Raw genomic sequence first — 16,389 nt, 5'->3', positions numbered from 1 at the left:
GCAGTAAGGAGGAAATTATGAACGAGAATATGCAGCAGTATCTGGAAAAAGCACAGGTGTTAATCGAAGCGCTCCCTTATATACAGCGCTTTAACCGTAAGATAATTGTGGTAAAATACGGCGGAAGCGCGATGGTGGACGAGGCGCTGAAAAGACAGGTGATTGAAGATGTTACGCTCTTGAAGCTGGTTGGATTTAAGCCCATTATTGTACACGGCGGAGGAAAAGAGATCAGCAGATGGGTCGGCAAGGTGGGAATGGAGCCGCATTTTGTCAATGGCCTGCGTGTGACGGATGAGGAAACAATGGAAGTGGCGGAGATGGTGCTCGGCAAGGTGAATAAAAGCCTGGTACAGCTTGTGGAGGAGCTGGGCGTGCGCGCAATCGGTATCAGCGGCAAGGACGGCGGACTCCTGAAAGTAGATAAAAAGCTTTCCAACGGAGAGGATATCGGTTTCGTGGGAGAAGTTAAAAAGGTGAATGCAGAGATTCTCTATGACCTTTTGGAAAAAGATTTTCTCCCAATCGTCTGCCCGGTGGGAATGGACGATGAATACAATACATACAATATCAATGCAGATGATGCGGCCTGTGCGATCGCAAGAGCGATGAAAGCGGAAAAGCTGGCGTTTCTGACGGATATTGAGGGAGTGTACAAAGATCCTGATGATCCCAAGACGCTGATCTCCGAACTCCGGGTGGATGAGGCACAGCAGCTGATGAATGATGGCTATATCGGGGGCGGCATGCTGCCTAAGCTGCAGAACTGTATTGATGCTATAGAAAACGGGGTTTCCAGGGTACATATTTTGGACGGGCGGATTCCGCATTGTCTGCTGCTGGAGATCTTTACGAACAAAGGAATTGGAACCGCAATATTAAACGGAGAGGAAAGCAGGTATTATCATGGTGAACAGTAAGATACAGGCAGGGGAGGAGAACCTGCTGCATGTTTACAATCGTTTCCCTATAGCTCTGGACCATGGGGAGGGAATGTATGTTTATGACACGGAAGGCAGAAAGTTTTTGGATTTTGCCGCGGGATTTGCCGTTACAGGCCTGGGTTACAGCCACAAAAAGCTGAATGAGGCGCTAAAGGCGCAGATTGATAAGATCTACCACATTTCGAATCTTTATTACCATGAGAATTGCGGAGAGGCAGCAAGGGAGCTTAACCGCATATCAGGCATGGACCGAGTCTTCTTTACCAACAGCGGCAGTGAGGCCAACGAAGGGGCATTAAAGGCGGCGAGACGCTATGCATATACGAAAAAGACCGGCAGATACGAATTTATTGCAATGGAGAATTCGTTTCACGGTAGGAGTTTCGGGGCAGTCTCTGTTACCGGACATGATTCTTACAGAGAGCCATTTGAGCCGGTGGTTCCTGGCGTACGATTTGCAAAATTCAACGACCTGGACAGTGTGGAAGCGCTGGTAAATGAAAAGACCTGTGCCATTATCCTGGAGCCGCTGCAGGGAGAGGGCGGCATCAACCTTGCCACGCAGGAGTTTGTGGAAGGCATCCGGCGGCTCTGCGATGAGAACGGCATCCTGATGATCTTTGACGAAGTCCAGTGCGGCATGGGTCGTACGGGTAACATGTTTACCTGGCAAGGGTTTGGTGTGAAGCCGGATATTCTTACCATGGCAAAGGCAATTGGCAACGGAATACCGGTAGGCGCATTTGCGATGACACAAGAAGTTGCGGATTACTCTTTGAAACCGGGAGACCACGGAGCTACCTATGGCGGAAACCCGCTGGCATGCACCGCGGTGAAGACGGTCATAGAGATCTTTGAACAGGAGCAGATTCTGGAACACGTAAATGACATTTCCCCATATCTGATCAAACGCCTGGACGAACTAACTGATAAATGGGATTGTATTCTTCAGAGAAAAGGTAAAGGACTGATGCAGGGGCTTGCATTTGACAGACCTGTGGCAGAAGTCAATCAGAAAGCGATCGAAGAGGGGCTGCTGGTGATACAGGCGGCGGGCAATGTGATCCGTCTGCTTCCCCCGCTGATCGTGGAAGAAAAGCACATTGATGAGATGGTGGAGCGGTTTGAACGGGTTCTTGCCGGACTATCCTAGAGCCCTCCATAAACCACGGAAAATAATAACATACTCGAAATAAAAACCAGTCATTGAGGACATACTATAGAAAAGCAGAAGAAAAACTGCAGGAGGTATGAGGATATGATTGGTTTTTTTATTGCACTGCTGTCAGGTGCATTGATGAGCGTTCAGGGGGTTTTTAACACACAGGTAACAAAGACGACGGGAATGTGGGTCGGCAATGCCTGGGTACAGCTGTCCGCTTTTTTGGTATGTGCGGTTGCATGGTTTATCACAGGCCGCGACAGCATTACTGCGATCGCAAAAGTAGAGCCTAAATATATGCTGCTGGGCGGCGTGATCGGCGCCGGTATTACATGGACGGTTATAAAAAGTATGTCTGCACTGGGCCCTGCAAAAGCGGCCCTTTTGATTGTCATTGCGCAGCTGATTGTTGCATATGTGATTGAGCTGATGGGATTGTTTGGGGTGGATAAGGAGCCGCTGGACTGGAGAAAAATCGGCGGGCTTGCCCTTGCGCTGATCGGAATTGCGATCTTCCAGTGGGAATAACTGCATCGGCTTAATAAAGATGTAACAAAAACGTAAAAATATGTATTGTAATTTAAACTATTATTCGTTACAATATTAATGTCTGGCGAGGGGATTCTCAAACAGTAAGAAGACTGTGAGGAATTATGAAGGACAGATTGGTTAAAAAGTTCTGTGTATTCTTCTTAGCGGCCTGTACCGCAGGAGTGCTGGCGTCAGGATGCACAAGAGAAAGAACAGATACTTTATCGGAGTTGGAACTGGAGCAGGAGAAAATTGAAGCAGAAGAGGCGTCAGAAGAGGCCGTGCAGCGGGAAGAACCCGGTACGGTATTCGTCTATGTCTGTGGTGCTGTGAATGCTCCGGGGGTATATGAATTAGCCGGTGATGCGCGGGTATATGAGGCGATTGCACTGGCAGGCGGCTTGAATGATGCAGCTGCAGGGGAAGCTTTAAACCAGGCCAGTACAGTAACGGATGGGGAGCGCATTTATATACCGACGGCGGAGGAACTGGAAAAAGGGATTGTAGACGGCCAGACGGCAGAAGTAACAGGAACGGACAATCAGGGAAAGATAAATATTAATACGGCTGCAAAAGAGGAACTCAAGACACTGCCCGGCATCGGAGATGCCAAAGCTGACAGTATTATTTCCTACCGGGAAGCAAACGGCGGATTTCAGACCGTGGAAGAGCTGATGCAGGTTGAGGGAATCAAAGAGGGAGTATTTAATAAAATAAAAGACAGAGTAGTAAGCTGAGGTATTTGTCCACTCGGTCCGTGAGGTTTTCATGATCTTCGGGCCGTGGTGGATGAACGGATCTTCAGCATGCGGGAGTTAGGGAAAGAGGAGTATGAGCGAGAAGAAGATCTTAGTAGTGGATGATGAAAAATTAATAGTCAAGGGAATCCGTTTCAGCCTGGAACAGGACGGCATGGAAGTGGACTGTGCCTATGACGGCGAGGAGGCCCTGGAATACGCCAGAAACTGCGAGTATGATCTGGTTCTCCTGGATGTCATGCTTCCGAAGCTGGACGGGTTTCAGGTCTGCCAGCAGATCCGGGAGTTTTCCGACATGCCGGTTGTCATGCTGACAGCGAAGAGCGAAGACATGGATAAGATTCTCGGCCTGGAATACGGGGCGGATGATTATATTACAAAGCCTTTCAACATTCTGGAAGTGAAGGCGCGCATAAAGGCCATTATGAGAAGAACAGCGAAGCGGGAAGAGCCTGCAGGCAGTACGGTCATTATAAAAGGGGCCATGCGGATTGATTGTGAGAGCCGGAGAGTTTTCATCGGTGAGCGGGAGATCAATCTGACGGCGAAGGAATTCGATGTGCTGGAACTGCTGGCGATGAATCCGAATAAAGTATACAGCAGGGAGAATCTGCTGAATCTGATATGGGGATACGATTATCCGGGAGATGCAAGAACAGTGGATGTGCATATCAGGCGCCTGCGTGAGAAGATCGAGAAGAATCCGAGCGAGCCAAAATATGTACATACAAAGTGGGGAGTTGGTTATTATTTCCAGGGGTGATTTTCATTTTAATCTGAACAGTAAATTTCTAAAAAGCCTGCGGTTCTGTATTATACTGCTGCTTCTTGTCGTGTCCACTGTGCCCTGTGCTGCGGCATACAGGGGTATCATCAAGGCATACGAGGCGCGCGCAGTATCCCTTAGAACCGCGGATATACAAAATCAATGTACAATTCTAAGCAATCAGCTAAACAGCTATAATTATCTGGCGGATACTTCATCCGAGGTTATCAATGCAAGTTTGACGCAGTTAACGAATATATATAATGGGCGGGTTATGATTGTAGATAAAGAGCTGCGTGTCGTAAAGGACACATACAGCCTGGATGAAGGGAAAACAATCGTATCCGAAGATGTCATCCGCTGTATGAAAGGCAGCAGTACGAATTATTATGATAAAGCGAACCGGTACATAGAAGTGACCTCGCCGATTATGACGGGGGATACGGAAGAGATATCGGGTGTCATGCTGGCCAGCGTATCTACGGATACGATCGAAGACAGCCTGAAGATTCTAAGCACAAAAGGAAGCGCTATTCTGGGAATTGTTTTCATACTGATGCTGGGACTGAGCCTGTTTATTGCGGACCGGATTGTAAAACCGCTGCGAAGAATCACAGAATCCATTGCGGATGTATCCGAAGGGTATGATGATGAAGTGCTCCATGTGAATACATTTACCGAGACAAAGCAGCTTTCCGAAGCTTTTAACAAGATGCTGGGGAGGCTGAAGCAGCTGGATGAATCCAGGGAAGAGTTTGTATCCAACGTATCACATGAACTGCGTACGCCGCTGACATCCATGAAAGTACTGGCAGATTCCCTTCTGGCGCAAGAAGATGTTCCAATCGAACTGTACCAGGAGTTCATGGGGGACATTGCGAAAGAGATTGACAGAGAGAATGATATTATTGCTGACCTTTTGTCTCTGGTAAAGATGGACAAGACTGCCAAGAATCTGAATATTAATACGGTTAATATCAACGAACTGATGGAACTGATCCTGAAGAGGCTCAAGCCGATTGCCGAAAAGAAGAATGTTGAGGTGGTTCTGGAAAGTTTCCGTCCGGTTACGGCAGAGATTGACGAGGTAAAGCTTACACTGGCATTCTCCAATCTGGTGGAGAATGCAATTAAATACAACCATGAAGAGGGATGGGTTCATGTCTCTATTAACGCTGACCACAAATATTTTTATATAAAAGTTGCGGATTCGGGGATCGGTATTCCGGAACAGGATCAGCAGCATATATTCGAACGTTTTTACCGGGTGGACAAGTCCCATTCCAGGGAGATGGGCGGTACCGGCCTGGGACTTGCTATAACAAGGAACGCAATCATTATGCACCGGGGATCCATCAAAGTATACAGCAGCGAGGGTGAGGGGACCACATTCACGGTACGGATCCCGCTGACCTATGTTGCTTAGAAGGAGGCAGTACAATATGAAAAGAAGAATTGCAGGCCTGTTAACTGTCTGTTTTTGTCTGCTTCTCCTTCTGTCTGCATGTTCAAAGCGGACGGCAGTGAAAGATGACAGCCCCTTTATCTATTGTCTGAATGGGGAGCGGACAGGCCTGATAAAAGTGAATTATGAGGTTAAAAACAATGACCCGCTTCAGGCGGCAGAAGCAATGCTGAAAGAACTGGCGAAGCCGTCCGAGGATATTGATTATACCGCGCCGATACCAAAAGGGGTAAAAGTGAATACCTGCAAGCTGGAAGGGGAGCTTCTGTATCTCGATTTCAACGGGCGTTATATGGATATTCCGCCGCTTGAGGAAAAGCTGGTGAGGGCAGCAGTGGTCCAGTCTCTGATCCGGATTGATGGAATCAGCGTACTCTGGATTTCGGTGGACGGCGAGGATCTTAGGGACAGTGAAGGACGTATTCTGGGATATCAGAATGAAGATGATTTTGTACAGAATACCGGATCCTCACTGAACTCCTATCAGACGGGCACGCTGACGTTATATTTTGCAAATGAGACAGGCGATAAACTGACAGAGCAGCATATGGACGTAAAATACAGCAGCAATATGTCGAAAGAGAAGCTGATCGTTGAAAAGCTGATGAAGGGACCGAAAAAGAATGCCGGATATCCCACAATCAATCCGGCCGTCAGCCTTCTCGGGGTGACAATAAAAGACGGGATCTGCTATGTGAATCTGGATGACGAATTCCTGACAGGGGGCGTGGATGTCAAACCGGAGATCACGATTTATTCCATTGTAAACTCGCTTGTAGAGGGGACAACAGCGAGTAAAGTGCAGATTACGGTAAACGGAGAGAAGAACATTTCTTACAAGGATACGGTCGATTTAACCCAGCCGCTGCAGCGGGATATGAGCTGGGTAGAAAATGCGGAGGAAGAATGATAAAAAGGCCACTTTGTGCAGCGGCAGTTCTTTTTCTCGGAATACAGACTGTCCTGGCGGGCGGGTTTCATATAGCACCTGACTGGAAACCCACCCGGCTGGAGACCGGAATCGGCGGTAAAGAAGACGTCGTGCTGGAGGGGACAATCTATCGCAGGGAAGAGAAACCAAACTGCAGAGTATTATATCTTAAGGACAATCTTGTCCATCTGAAGAATCAAATCTTTCAGGAATCAAAAATTCTTGTTTATATCCAAACAGAACATTACACAGCAATCGGGAACCGAATACAGATCACAGGGACGGCGGAGGGCTTCCAGGAAGCCAGAAATCCGGGAAATTTTGATCAGAAATTCTATTACCGCAAGCAGGGGATCCATGTATCCGTATGGGCGGATGACGTAAAAATACTGGATGCAGAAGAAGATCCGATACGGGAAAATCTGGCGGTGCTCAGGGAGCGATGGAAGACGCTCCTGATAAAATGCATGGGAGAATACTACGGGAACACTATGAGCGCGATACTTCTGGGCGACAAAAGCGGACTGGACAGTGAGCTGAAAGAACTATATCAGAAAAGCGGGATTGGCCACGCGCTCGCAATTTCAGGTTTGCACATGTCCTTTTTAGGCATTGGGCTGTATAAATTATTGCGCAGGGCCGGTCTGCCCTTTTGCATAGCCGGGGGGATTGGAATCTGTTTCTTACTGGCCTATACTATGATGATTGGCTGCGGGGTATCCAGTATCCGGGCGTTTGTCATGTATTTTGTAAGAATGGGTGCAGATATAACCGGAAGAGACTACGATATGCCGACCAGCCTGGCGCTTGCGGCTGCAGTGATCGTGGCATGGCAGCCTCTTTTTCTTCTGGACGCAGGTTTTCTGCTTTCCTTCGGCGCGCTGTTGGGAATTACCGCCGTCAATCCGTGTCTTGAATATTGTTTTTTGCAGGAAAAGAAAGGCCGGAAAATCTTCAGCAGCTTCCTTGCAAGTCTATCTGTCAATCTGATATTGCTGCCGGTTATGTTGTATTTCTATTTTGAATTCCCAGTGTATTCTATTATTCTGAATCTCCTTGTAATCCCTCTGATGTCCCTGGTACTGGGGAGCGGCGTGATCGGCTCCCTGACGGCCATTGTATCCGGACAGGCAGGCGCAGTACTGCTGCAGGTCTGTAAGGGAGTCTTGTTTTTGTACGAAAAGGCCTGTTCAGCCAGTATGGAATTACCGGTAAGCAGAATTGTATCGGGGCAGCCGGAAAAAGGGGGGATGGCTATTTACTACATTCTCTTATTTTTGTTCTGTCTGGCGGTATACCGGCTGAAAAGAGAAAAAGAAAAGAATCCATCCCGCGCGACTTTATCTTTGGTGATATCAGCCCGTAAAAAGCTGCTGGGAGGAACAGCAGTCTTATTCCTTTGCGGCACGTTATTTATAACGTGTATGCTGCCCTATCATACCAGAGGAACCATTCGGATTACTATGCTTGATGTAGGGCAGGGGGACGGCTTGTACATAAAAGGACCGCAGGGAATGCGGTATTTTATAGATGGTGGGAGCAGCGATGTTTCCGCTGTAGGAAAATATCGGATCGAGCCCTTTTTAAAATCCCAGGGCGCAAAAACGCTGGACTATGTCTTTATCTCTCATGGAGATGCAGACCATATGAACGGAATCGAGGAACTGTTGGAGAACCAGCGTCTGGGAATCCGTATCCGAAATCTGGTTCTGCCGCCGGATCGAGTACAGGACGATGCGCTGAAAAAGCTGGCAGTAAAAGCATTGGAAAACAATACGAGAGTCGTTGTGATGGATGCGGGCGACAGGATGACAGAAGGAAATTTCCGGTTGTCCTGCAAAGCACCGGCAGCAGCGTACAAGGGTGAGGCCGGGAATGCTGCATCCATGGTGCTGGAGGCAGAATACGGGGAGTTTAATATGCTGTTTACCGGAGACGTGGAGGGGGAAGGAGAAAAACTTCTGGAACAAGGAGGACTCCGCCGGTATGATGTGCTGAAAGTGGCGCACCATGGGTCTAAAAATTCCAGTTCCAGGAAATTTCTTGAGCAGACACTGCCCGTTACCGCCTGGATATCATCAGGGGTTGATAACCGGTATGGGCATCCCCACAAAGAGACGATAGAAAAGCTGGGAGAAACAGGGAGCAGAATATACGGTACACAGGAATGCGGTGCGGTGACGCTGGTGACCGATGGAGAAAGCGCAGAGATTGAGGCATATTTGAGAACGTTTCGCCGGTGAATATAGAAACGTGAGAACATCTATAAGCTATATCAAAAAATGATAAGGTTTTCATAATTAATTCATAATTAATGCAACTAAAAAACAGTTGCAAAAACAGCTGTATTATTATATAATAAAGGAGGAAATAATGAGTAAGAGAGATAAATTAATAAAGCGGCTATATACGGTTCCCAGTGATTTTACATACGATGAGCTAAGACAGCTCCTAAAATATCTTGGGTTCCGGGAAGTAGAAACCGGGAAAACCAGCGGCTCTGCTGTAAAGTATTATAACCGGGAGTTAGGGATCCCCATCTATATACACAGGCCGCATCCGGGTAACATCGTTAAAAAATATGTTTTAAGAGAGCTAATTCGCTTATTAAGCAAGGAGGATTTGTGATGGGTAACTGCATGAAATATAAAGACTATTATGGTACGATTGAATATTCAGATGAGGATCAATGCTTTCATGGGAAGGTGCTTGGCATCAATGGACTGGTTACCTTTGAGGGCGAGAGTGTGCAGGAACTAAGAGCGTCTTTTCAGGAAATGGTAGATGAATATCTGAAAGACTGTGAAAGTAAACACATTGCTCCGGATAAGCGCTATAAGGGGAGTTTTAACATACGGATCGCCCCGGAGCTTCACAGGGAAGCGTCTTTGCGCGCAGCAAACGAAGGGATTTCCCTGAATGCATTAGTAGAGAAGGCAATTTCATTATATGCCAGCACGTCGTTTCATAAATGAAGTGCTTCCAGCCCTATCTGCTCCTGCGGATACTTGCGGACAGCATAACAAAGACTCCGGTGCGCCTTCAAAGATGCGGAGATTTCCTCTTCCTGTTTTAGTCTTTATTTGTCATTCTGTAAAAAGAGGAATTCCGGAAAACATTTTTTGCAGATTATGTTCATCAAATGGAAGATATTCAGCAACCGTAAAACCGACTACATCAGAATTTTCAGTAATAAGTTTTAGTACCTCAAATAGCTTCTCCATTGTCATCTTCCCACCGCCTGAACCGTCTCCGGATAATTCAGGGTTAGCAAAATAGGTTGAGTGAAAAAAATGTTCATCTAATACATCAATATCAAAATGAATCAATATTTGATCGAAACGCTTCATAAACGCTTTAATTTCATTGTCAGAAATAAATGCGTTCTCTTGCACCTGATACTCTACACCGACATCATTTAAAAACTTTCGCTGATAACTGTGGAGACCTTGCAAACCAATATACAGAATTTCGTCTGGCCTGAACGTTTGGTTTTGCATTAGCGCTGAAAGCTGCGGCGCTCCATACCCAAGAAGAGAACCGAGAACCATTGCGTGGGCATTTGGATAACCGTCATTTACAGTTGATATATCAGGGTGGGCATCAATCCAAATAATTCCGATATTTTCATAAAGTCCGTGAAGATAATCAAACGGTGCTAAGGACACGATACAGTTTCCACCAATAGTAATAATTCGGTCCGGTTTTTCTTCTGCGATTTTATTCTGAGCATTATTGATACCCTCTAACACTTCACTTTCAGCAAATAGCCCATTTCTGATCGTTTTTTCTTTGTTATCCGGCGGAGCAATCTCTACTTTTACAAGCTTCTGTTTATCGTTTACAGGAAGAATGTGCTGTAAAAGATTTGCTCCTAAATAATATGTTGGCAAACCGCCACTTATATAATCTGGATATAATAATCTTATCGTTTTCATATTGTCTGCTCCTTTTAAATTCTTTGTACTTATCTATTTTTACACAACAGTATTATAACATGACTCCAATTTTAAATCAGTTCTTTTCCGCCGCCCTATAATATTTTTGCCACGGATACTGATATTGTTATGCAACAAGTTATTTTACGATATGATGGAAAATATTTTGCATAATAGAGAACTTTCCTATATAATAGATACGTTATGAAGAGTTTAAATGAAGATTTAAAAACAGGACAATTCAGGCAGATATATCTTCTCTATGGGGAAGAGAATTATCTGAAGAAGCAGTATAAGGATCGGTTTACGAAGGCAATGCTCCCGGATGGGGATACGATGAACTACGCTTATTATGAAGGGAAGGGCGTAGATGTCAGGGAGGTCATTGATCTGGCGGAAACCCTGCCGTTCTTTGCCGAGCGCCGACTGCTGGTATTCGAAAACACCGGATTCTTTAAGAGCGCGGGGGCGGATCTGGCCGATTATATTAAGGATATGCCGGATACTACATTTTTTATTTTCATAGAAAATGAAGTGGACAAGCGCAGCAAGATGTTTAAAGCAGTGAAGGCGAAAGGGCATATTGCAGAGCTGCCGTTCCAGGATGAGTCGACACTGAAAAAGTGGATTCTGGGGATGGTGCGCAAGGAGAATAAGCAGATATCCGAGTCTACGGTGACCTATCTGTTGAATAAAGTCGGTACAGATATGGGGAATATACAGAAGGAGCTGGAAAAGTTATTCTGCTATACACTGGATAAAGACAGCATTCTGCCGGAAGATGTGGACGCGGTATGTGTGACGCAGATTTCCAACCATATTTTCGATATGGTCAATGCAGTGGCGGATAAGAGGCAGGAGCGGGCGCTGGAGCTTTACTATGAATTGGTGGCTCTGAAAGAACCGCCAATGCGGATTCTGTATCTGATGACCCGGCAGTATCGGATTCTGCACCAGGTTAAGGACCTGCTTAAGAAGGGATATGGCAGAAAAGAAATCGCATCCAAGGCAGGCCTGCATCCTTTTGCTGCGGGCAAATACATGGATCAGGCAAAGCACTTCAGAAGCAGCGAACTCCGCGCAATTATGGAGGACAGTGCGGATATAGAAGAACGCGTGAAAACAGGGCGTCTGACGGATGTACTGGCGGTTGAGCTGTTTATTGTAAAATACTCTTCCGTGTCAAAGAGATAAAGAAAGGTTGGAGGAATAAAAGTGTCAGTAATAGATCAGAGTAAAATTCGTAATTTTTGTATCATAGCACATATCGATCATGGAAAATCTACTTTGGCAGACCGGATCATCGAGATGACAGGACTGCTGACAAGCCGTGAGATGCAATCCCAGGTTCTTGATAATATGGATCTGGAGAGGGAACGGGGGATTACCATCAAGGCCCAGACCGTGCGTACTGTCTATAAGGCAAAGGATGGGGAGGAGTATATCCTCAACCTGATAGACACGCCGGGGCATGTGGATTTTAACTACGAGGTATCCAGAAGCCTTGCAGCGTGCGATGGAGCGATTCTGGTAGTGGATGCCGCACAGGGCGTAGAAGCCCAGACGCTGGCCAATGTATACCTCGCGCTGGATCATGACCTGGATGTTATGCCGGTCATCAACAAGATCGACCTTCCAAGTGCGGATGCGGAGCGGGTAAAAGAAGAAATAGAAGATGTAATCGGGATTGACGCCGAGGACGCGCCACTGATTTCGGCAAAGACCGGGTTGAATGTGGAAGAGGTGCTGGAGCAGATCGTGGAAAAGATTCCGGCGCCGGAGGGAGATGCTTCGGCGCCCCTGCAGGCACTGATATTTGACTCTCTTTACGATTCTTATAAGGGAGTGATCGTATTCTGCCGGGTAAAAGAGGGAAGCGTAAGAAAAGGTACACCGATCCGTATGATGGCTACCGGAGCTACGGCAGAAGTTGTGGAGGTTGGATATTTTGGTGCAGGCCAGTTTATTCCCTGTGAAGAACTGAGCGCCGGGATGGTAGGCTATATTACGGCCAGCTTGAAAAATGTGAAAGATACCCGTGTGGGAGATACGGTGACCAATGCAGAAAGGCCCTGCGAAGAGCCGCTGCCGGGATATAAAAAAGTAAATCCTATGGTTTACTGCGGTATGTATCCGGCGGACGGAGCGAAGTACCCGGATCTGCGGGATGCGCTGGAAAAGCTTCAACTCAATGATGCGGCCCTGCAGTTCGAGGCGGAGACCTCTGTTGCGCTGGGATTTGGTTTCCGCTGTGGATTCCTGGGCTTACTGCATCTGGAGATTATTCAGGAGCGCCTCGAGAGAGAATACAACCTGGATCTGGTGACCACGGCCCCCAGCGTTATTTACAAGGTGCATAAGACCAACGGAGATATCATTGACCTGACGAATCCGACAAACCTTCCGGATCCTGCCGAGATCGAATACATGGAGGAGCCAATCGTAAAAGCGGAGATCATGGTGACTTCCGAATTTATCGGCGCAATCATGGATTTATGCCAGGAACGCCGCGGAGAATACCAGGGGATGGAATACATCGAAGAGAAACGTGCGGTTCTGCATTATCATCTGCCGCTCAATGAGATCATCTATGACTTTTTCGATGCCTTAAAGTCACGATCCAGAGGATATGCGTCCTTTGATTACGAGATGCTGGGATACGTGCAGTCAGAACTTGTGAAACTGGATATCCTGATTAATAAAGAAGAGGTAGATGCCCTTTCTTTCATCGTACATGGAAGCACAGCTTACGAGAGAGGCAGAAAGATGTGCGAGAAGCTGAAAGAAGAGATACCGCGCCAGCTGTTTGAGATTCCGATCCAGGCAGCCGTTGGCAGCAAGATTATCGCCCGCGAGACTGTCAGGGCAATGCGTAAGGATGTGCTCGCTAAATGCTACGGCGGCGATATTTCCCGTAAGAAAAAACTTCTGGAAAAGCAGAAGGAAGGAAAGAAGCGCATGCGTCAGGTAGGCAGCGTCGAGATACCGCAGAAGGCATTCATGAGCGTGCTGAAATTGGATGATAAGTAATATGAAGAAAGAACTGGAGCTGTACCTGCATATCCCTTTCTGCGTGAAAAAATGTGCATACTGCGACTTCCTCTCTGCGCCTGCGGACGAGGACGCGAGGCAGGAGTATGTGGATGCGCTGCTTTGCGAAATACAGAGATACGAAGAAGCATACCACGAGCCGTACCAGGTCACGACGATATTTCTTGGAGGCGGTACGCCCTCCATGCTGACGGGAGATCAGGTTACAGCAATATTTGCCGCCCTGCATCAAAGTTTCCGGATCTCAGAGAATGCGGAAGTCACAATAGAGGCCAATCCAGGAACTGTAACAAAAGAGAAGCTAAAAGCTTGGAAAGCGGCCGGTATTAACCGTCTGAGCATCGGACTTCAGTCCGCGGATAACGAAGAGCTGAAGATGCTTGGAAGAATCCATACATGGGAAGAGTTTCTCGCAACCTACGATTTGGCTAGAAAACAGGGCTTTGATAACATTAATATCGACCTGATCTCGGCCATTCCCGGACAGACAGAGGCGAGCTGGAAAAAGACGCTTACCAAAGCCGCAAGCCTGGATCCGGAGCATATCTCCGCCTACAGCCTGATTATAGAGGAGGGAACCCCTTTTTATGAAAGGTATGGGGAAAATGCCGGACAAGGTCTGCCGGAAGGTCATGCAGCAGATAATACATCAGATAGCATAGCGCCGCAGCTGCCAGATGAGGACGCAGAAAGAACGATCTACGAAATGACAGCAGAGATTCTGTTAGAGTACGGCTATCAGAGATACGAAATCTCCAACTATGCAAAAGAAGGATATGCCTGCCGCCATAATCTGGGCTACTGGGAGAGAAAAGAATACCTGGGAATCGGTCTGGGCGCCTCCTCTCTTATCGGCAGGAGCAGATATCACAATACAGGGGATATTCGCTCCTATATACAAAAGGTACAGGACCAAACGGACATAAAAGAGGACGTGGAACAGCTGTCACTTAGAGACGAGATAGAAGAATTCATGTTTCTTGGATTAAGAGAGACAAAGGGAATTTCAATTTCCGGATTTGAAGAACTCTATAGACAGAGTATATTCGATGTTTATGGGACACAAATAAGAAAATTGATGGATGGCGGGCTGCTGGAAATGTCGGGAGATCGTATCCGGCTGACAGAAAGAGGGATCGATGTCAGTAATTTGGTGTTTTTGGAATTTATGGGGTGATTTTTTTGTGGCTGAGGGGCGCCATCGAGGAGCGAGATGCACCAGCGGCGTACGGGAAGGCTTATGCTGATTTTGGAAACCGGCTGCTTAGCCTAGAAGTTCTAGCCGCGAAAAAGCCGCATCTTATGGAACCGAGCGTATTCACTTAGAAAGCCGATGCTTTCTAAGCTCAGACGCTCTGGAAAATTGATTCGGAATCAATTTTCCTCCATAAGATGCGGCTTTTTCGCGGCAAGAACTTCTATGGCACGCTAAAGGCTTCCAAAATCAGCATAAGCCTTCCCGTACGCCGCTGGTGCATCTCGCTATCTCAATACAATTACCCCGGCCACTGCTCCTGCGATTATCCATATGAGGGGATGGATATTTTTGAGTGGTTTGACCTGCAGCAGTATGAAGATGACAATTCCGATCAGGATGGCGGGATAGTTGAGTGAAAGGGTTTCTTTGCTGGCGTCGGCGAATGTTATTCGGACAATCTGCCATACGGCGTATCCGATCAGTGCGGCTATCATGGGACGGATCCCGTAGAAGGCGGATTTGACGTATTTGTTTTCGCTGAAGTTGGACATGAATTTGGCTATGATGATTATAATAATGAGGGCAGGACAGACCAGGCCGATGGTTGCAGTAAGCGCTCCGGGGATTCCACCTGCATGAAAGCCTGCATAGGTTGCCATGTTAATACCGATCGGGCCGGGGGTACTTTCACTAATTGCTATCATATTTGCCAGTTCTGTTGTGGTAAACCATGAATATTTTTGGGTCAGTTCCATCAAAAAAGGTACGGTTGCCATTCCTCCGCCAATAGAAAAAAGCCCGATTTTAAAGAATTCTATAAATAAGGTAAGATAGATCATGCTCTTTTTTTCTCCTTCAGTATATTTACAATGATGCCGGTTCCAGCGGCACAGATGACCAGTATAATAGTAGGAATCGGAGAGAATGTGGCGAGTAGAAAACCGGCGAGGAAGATAAGCAGTCCCAGCTTATCACGGATGCCCGATCTGGCCAGCGAGATAACGGTATTGATCATTAGGGCGCAAACCGCAATCCGAATGCCGGCCAGTGCATGCAAAACGGCCGGGATGTCCATAAAACGGCTCAAAATACTGGCTATCAGACAGATAATAATAACAGAAGGGCTTACCATCCCCAAAGTACCAAAAACAGCTCCCGGAACACCAGCCTGTTGATATCCGATATAAGTAGAGGTATTAACCGCAATAATACCCGGAGTACACTGTCCGATAGCATAGATATCCAGAATCTCCTCATCTGTAGCCCATTTCTTTTTCAGCACAACCTCACGCTTTAACATAGGCAGCATAGCCATGCCGCCTCCAAAAGTAAGCCCACCCACACGAAAAAAAGTCGCATACAATTCCCATAACTTCTTCATAAGAATCCTCCTATTACAAAACACCCCTCCGGCACTTTATATCCGAAAGTGCATTTCTTCCTATTAGTAAAATCATATCATTCTATATATTCTACGACTTCTCATAAAAAGATTCAATCAAACCTATGTAAAATCGGGATTTAGCGACGAGCTTTAGCCTCGGCGCGGATGGGGACGCTCTATAAAGGGATAGCCGAAAACCTCCCGGAGAACATCCATGTCCTTTCAAAAACGCGGCCGCGGACCTAAGAAATTCTAGGCGGG

Annotated in this window: 16 protein-coding genes; 13 read left to right on the top strand and 3 right to left on the bottom strand. The window is 46.8% G+C overall.

The genetic code is table 11. The annotated features are described in order from the left end of the window. Positions 1-17 precede the first annotated feature (17 nt). The 10 genes from argB to ARB69_RS19760 all read left to right on the top strand — a co-directional run bounded on the left by argB (position 18) and on the right by ARB69_RS19760 (position 9,532). A complete protein-coding gene (gene argB / locus ARB69_RS19805; protein WP_050640030.1) occupies positions 18-920 on the top strand; it encodes an acetylglutamate kinase in 903 nt (300 codons plus the stop codon). Continuing rightward, positions 907-2,097 carry an aspartate aminotransferase family protein gene (locus ARB69_RS19800; protein ID WP_050639934.1) on the top strand — a complete coding sequence of 397 codons (1,191 nt, stop codon included), beginning with the start codon at positions 907-909 and terminating at the stop codon, positions 2,095-2,097. The genes argB and ARB69_RS19800 overlap by 14 nt, the downstream gene beginning before the upstream one ends. A gap of 105 nt (positions 2,098-2,202) precedes the next feature. After that, a complete protein-coding gene (locus ARB69_RS19795; RefSeq protein ID WP_050639935.1) occupies positions 2,203-2,634 on the top strand; it encodes a DMT family transporter in 432 nt (143 codons plus the stop codon). A gap of 125 nt (positions 2,635-2,759) precedes the next feature. Further along, a complete protein-coding gene (locus ARB69_RS19790; RefSeq protein ID WP_050639936.1) occupies positions 2,760-3,374 on the top strand; it encodes a helix-hairpin-helix domain-containing protein in 615 nt (204 codons plus the stop codon). A gap of 94 nt (positions 3,375-3,468) precedes the next feature. Beyond that, a complete protein-coding gene (locus ARB69_RS19785; protein WP_025657222.1) occupies positions 3,469-4,158 on the top strand; it encodes a response regulator transcription factor in 690 nt (229 codons plus the stop codon). Continuing rightward, positions 4,115-5,587 carry a sensor histidine kinase gene (locus tag ARB69_RS19780; RefSeq protein WP_167702516.1) on the top strand — a complete coding sequence of 491 codons (1,473 nt, stop codon included), beginning with the start codon at positions 4,115-4,117 and terminating at the stop codon, positions 5,585-5,587. The genes ARB69_RS19785 and ARB69_RS19780 overlap by 44 nt, the downstream gene beginning before the upstream one ends. Before the next feature lie 16 nt (positions 5,588-5,603). Beyond that, positions 5,604-6,536: a GerMN domain-containing protein gene (locus ARB69_RS19775; RefSeq protein ID WP_050639937.1), complete on the top strand. Its 933-nt coding sequence runs from the start codon at positions 5,604-5,606 to the stop codon at positions 6,534-6,536. Continuing rightward, on the top strand, positions 6,533-8,800 hold the full coding sequence (locus tag ARB69_RS19770) for a DNA internalization-related competence protein ComEC/Rec2 (protein WP_055154799.1): 2,268 nt from the start codon (positions 6,533-6,535) through the stop codon (positions 8,798-8,800). The genes ARB69_RS19775 and ARB69_RS19770 overlap by 4 nt, the downstream gene beginning before the upstream one ends. A 130-nt stretch (positions 8,801-8,930) precedes the next feature. Beyond that, complete coding sequence (locus ARB69_RS19765) at positions 8,931-9,185, top strand: type II toxin-antitoxin system HicA family toxin (protein ID WP_050639939.1); 255 nt, start codon at positions 8,931-8,933, stop codon at positions 9,183-9,185. Continuing rightward, on the top strand, positions 9,185-9,532 hold the full coding sequence (locus ARB69_RS19760) for a type II toxin-antitoxin system HicB family antitoxin (RefSeq protein ID WP_050639940.1): 348 nt from the start codon (positions 9,185-9,187) through the stop codon (positions 9,530-9,532). Before ARB69_RS19765 ends, ARB69_RS19760 begins: the two co-directional genes overlap by 1 nt. Before the next feature lie 111 nt (positions 9,533-9,643). Here the strand turns inward: ARB69_RS19760 and ARB69_RS19755 are convergent, their stop codons facing one another. Beyond that, positions 9,644-10,495: an arginase family protein gene (locus ARB69_RS19755; RefSeq protein WP_050639941.1), complete on the bottom strand. Its 852-nt coding sequence runs from the start codon at positions 10,493-10,495 to the stop codon at positions 9,644-9,646. A gap of 204 nt (positions 10,496-10,699) precedes the next feature. On the opposite strand from ARB69_RS19755, the gene holA reads away from it, so the two are divergent. The 3 genes from holA to hemW are packed head-to-tail and all read left to right on the top strand — an operon-like array spanning position 10,700 to position 14,723. Then, the gene (holA, locus tag ARB69_RS19750) at positions 10,700-11,689 is read left to right on the top strand and encodes a DNA polymerase III subunit delta (protein WP_055154798.1); all 990 of its coding nucleotides are present in this window, start codon (positions 10,700-10,702) and stop codon (positions 11,687-11,689) included. A 21-nt stretch (positions 11,690-11,710) separates the two neighbouring features. Next, positions 11,711-13,525, top strand: coding sequence for a translation elongation factor 4 (lepA, locus tag ARB69_RS19745; RefSeq protein WP_025657228.1), 1,815 nt, complete (start codon positions 11,711-11,713; stop codon positions 13,523-13,525). Between the two features lies 1 nt (position 13,526). Further along, on the top strand, positions 13,527-14,723 hold the full coding sequence (hemW, locus tag ARB69_RS19740; protein WP_055154797.1) for a radical SAM family heme chaperone HemW: 1,197 nt from the start codon (positions 13,527-13,529) through the stop codon (positions 14,721-14,723). A 305-nt stretch (positions 14,724-15,028) separates the two neighbouring features. Here hemW and ARB69_RS19735 read toward each other — a convergent pair whose 3' ends face one another. Next, positions 15,029-15,583, bottom strand: coding sequence for a chromate transporter (locus tag ARB69_RS19735; protein WP_050639944.1), 555 nt, complete (start codon positions 15,581-15,583; stop codon positions 15,029-15,031). Beyond that, a complete protein-coding gene (locus tag ARB69_RS19730; RefSeq protein ID WP_055154796.1) occupies positions 15,580-16,125 on the bottom strand; it encodes a chromate transporter in 546 nt (181 codons plus the stop codon). Before ARB69_RS19730 ends, ARB69_RS19735 begins: the two co-directional genes overlap by 4 nt. Between the last annotated feature and the right edge of the window lie 264 nt (positions 16,126-16,389).

It is taken from the genome of Faecalicatena contorta (assembly GCF_001404335.1).
Lineage (GTDB): Bacteria > Bacillota > Clostridia > Lachnospirales > Lachnospiraceae > Faecalicatena > Faecalicatena contortus_B.
This window is presented reverse-complemented; position numbering and strand designations above follow the sequence as displayed.

Excerpts from the sequence above, each read along its gene's own strand:
- holA (WP_055154798.1), top strand. The coding sequence starts at position 10,700 with ATGAAGAGTTTAAATGAAGATTTAAAAACAGGACAATTCAGGCAGATA.
- ARB69_RS19760 (WP_050639940.1), top strand. The coding sequence starts at position 9,185 with ATGGGTAACTGCATGAAATATAAAGACTATTATGGTACGATTGAATAT.
- ARB69_RS19735 (WP_050639944.1), bottom strand. The coding sequence starts at position 15,583 with ATGATCTATCTTACCTTATTTATAGAATTCTTTAAAATCGGGCTTTTT.
- ARB69_RS19790 (WP_050639936.1), top strand. The coding sequence starts at position 2,760 with ATGAAGGACAGATTGGTTAAAAAGTTCTGTGTATTCTTCTTAGCGGCC.
- ARB69_RS19755 (WP_050639941.1), bottom strand. The coding sequence starts at position 10,495 with ATGAAAACGATAAGATTATTATATCCAGATTATATAAGTGGCGGTTTG.
- hemW (WP_055154797.1), top strand. The coding sequence starts at position 13,527 with ATGAAGAAAGAACTGGAGCTGTACCTGCATATCCCTTTCTGCGTGAAA.
- ARB69_RS19765 (WP_050639939.1), top strand. The coding sequence starts at position 8,931 with ATGAGTAAGAGAGATAAATTAATAAAGCGGCTATATACGGTTCCCAGT.
- ARB69_RS19770 (WP_055154799.1), top strand. The coding sequence starts at position 6,533 with ATGATAAAAAGGCCACTTTGTGCAGCGGCAGTTCTTTTTCTCGGAATA.
- ARB69_RS19775 (WP_050639937.1), top strand. The coding sequence starts at position 5,604 with ATGAAAAGAAGAATTGCAGGCCTGTTAACTGTCTGTTTTTGTCTGCTT.
- argB (WP_050640030.1), top strand. The coding sequence starts at position 18 with ATGAACGAGAATATGCAGCAGTATCTGGAAAAAGCACAGGTGTTAATC.
- ARB69_RS19780 (WP_167702516.1), top strand. The coding sequence starts at position 4,115 with ATGTACATACAAAGTGGGGAGTTGGTTATTATTTCCAGGGGTGATTTT.
- ARB69_RS19795 (WP_050639935.1), top strand. The coding sequence starts at position 2,203 with ATGATTGGTTTTTTTATTGCACTGCTGTCAGGTGCATTGATGAGCGTT.
- ARB69_RS19730 (WP_055154796.1), bottom strand. The coding sequence starts at position 16,125 with ATGAAGAAGTTATGGGAATTGTATGCGACTTTTTTTCGTGTGGGTGGG.
- ARB69_RS19785 (WP_025657222.1), top strand. The coding sequence starts at position 3,469 with ATGAGCGAGAAGAAGATCTTAGTAGTGGATGATGAAAAATTAATAGTC.
- ARB69_RS19800 (WP_050639934.1), top strand. The coding sequence starts at position 907 with ATGGTGAACAGTAAGATACAGGCAGGGGAGGAGAACCTGCTGCATGTT.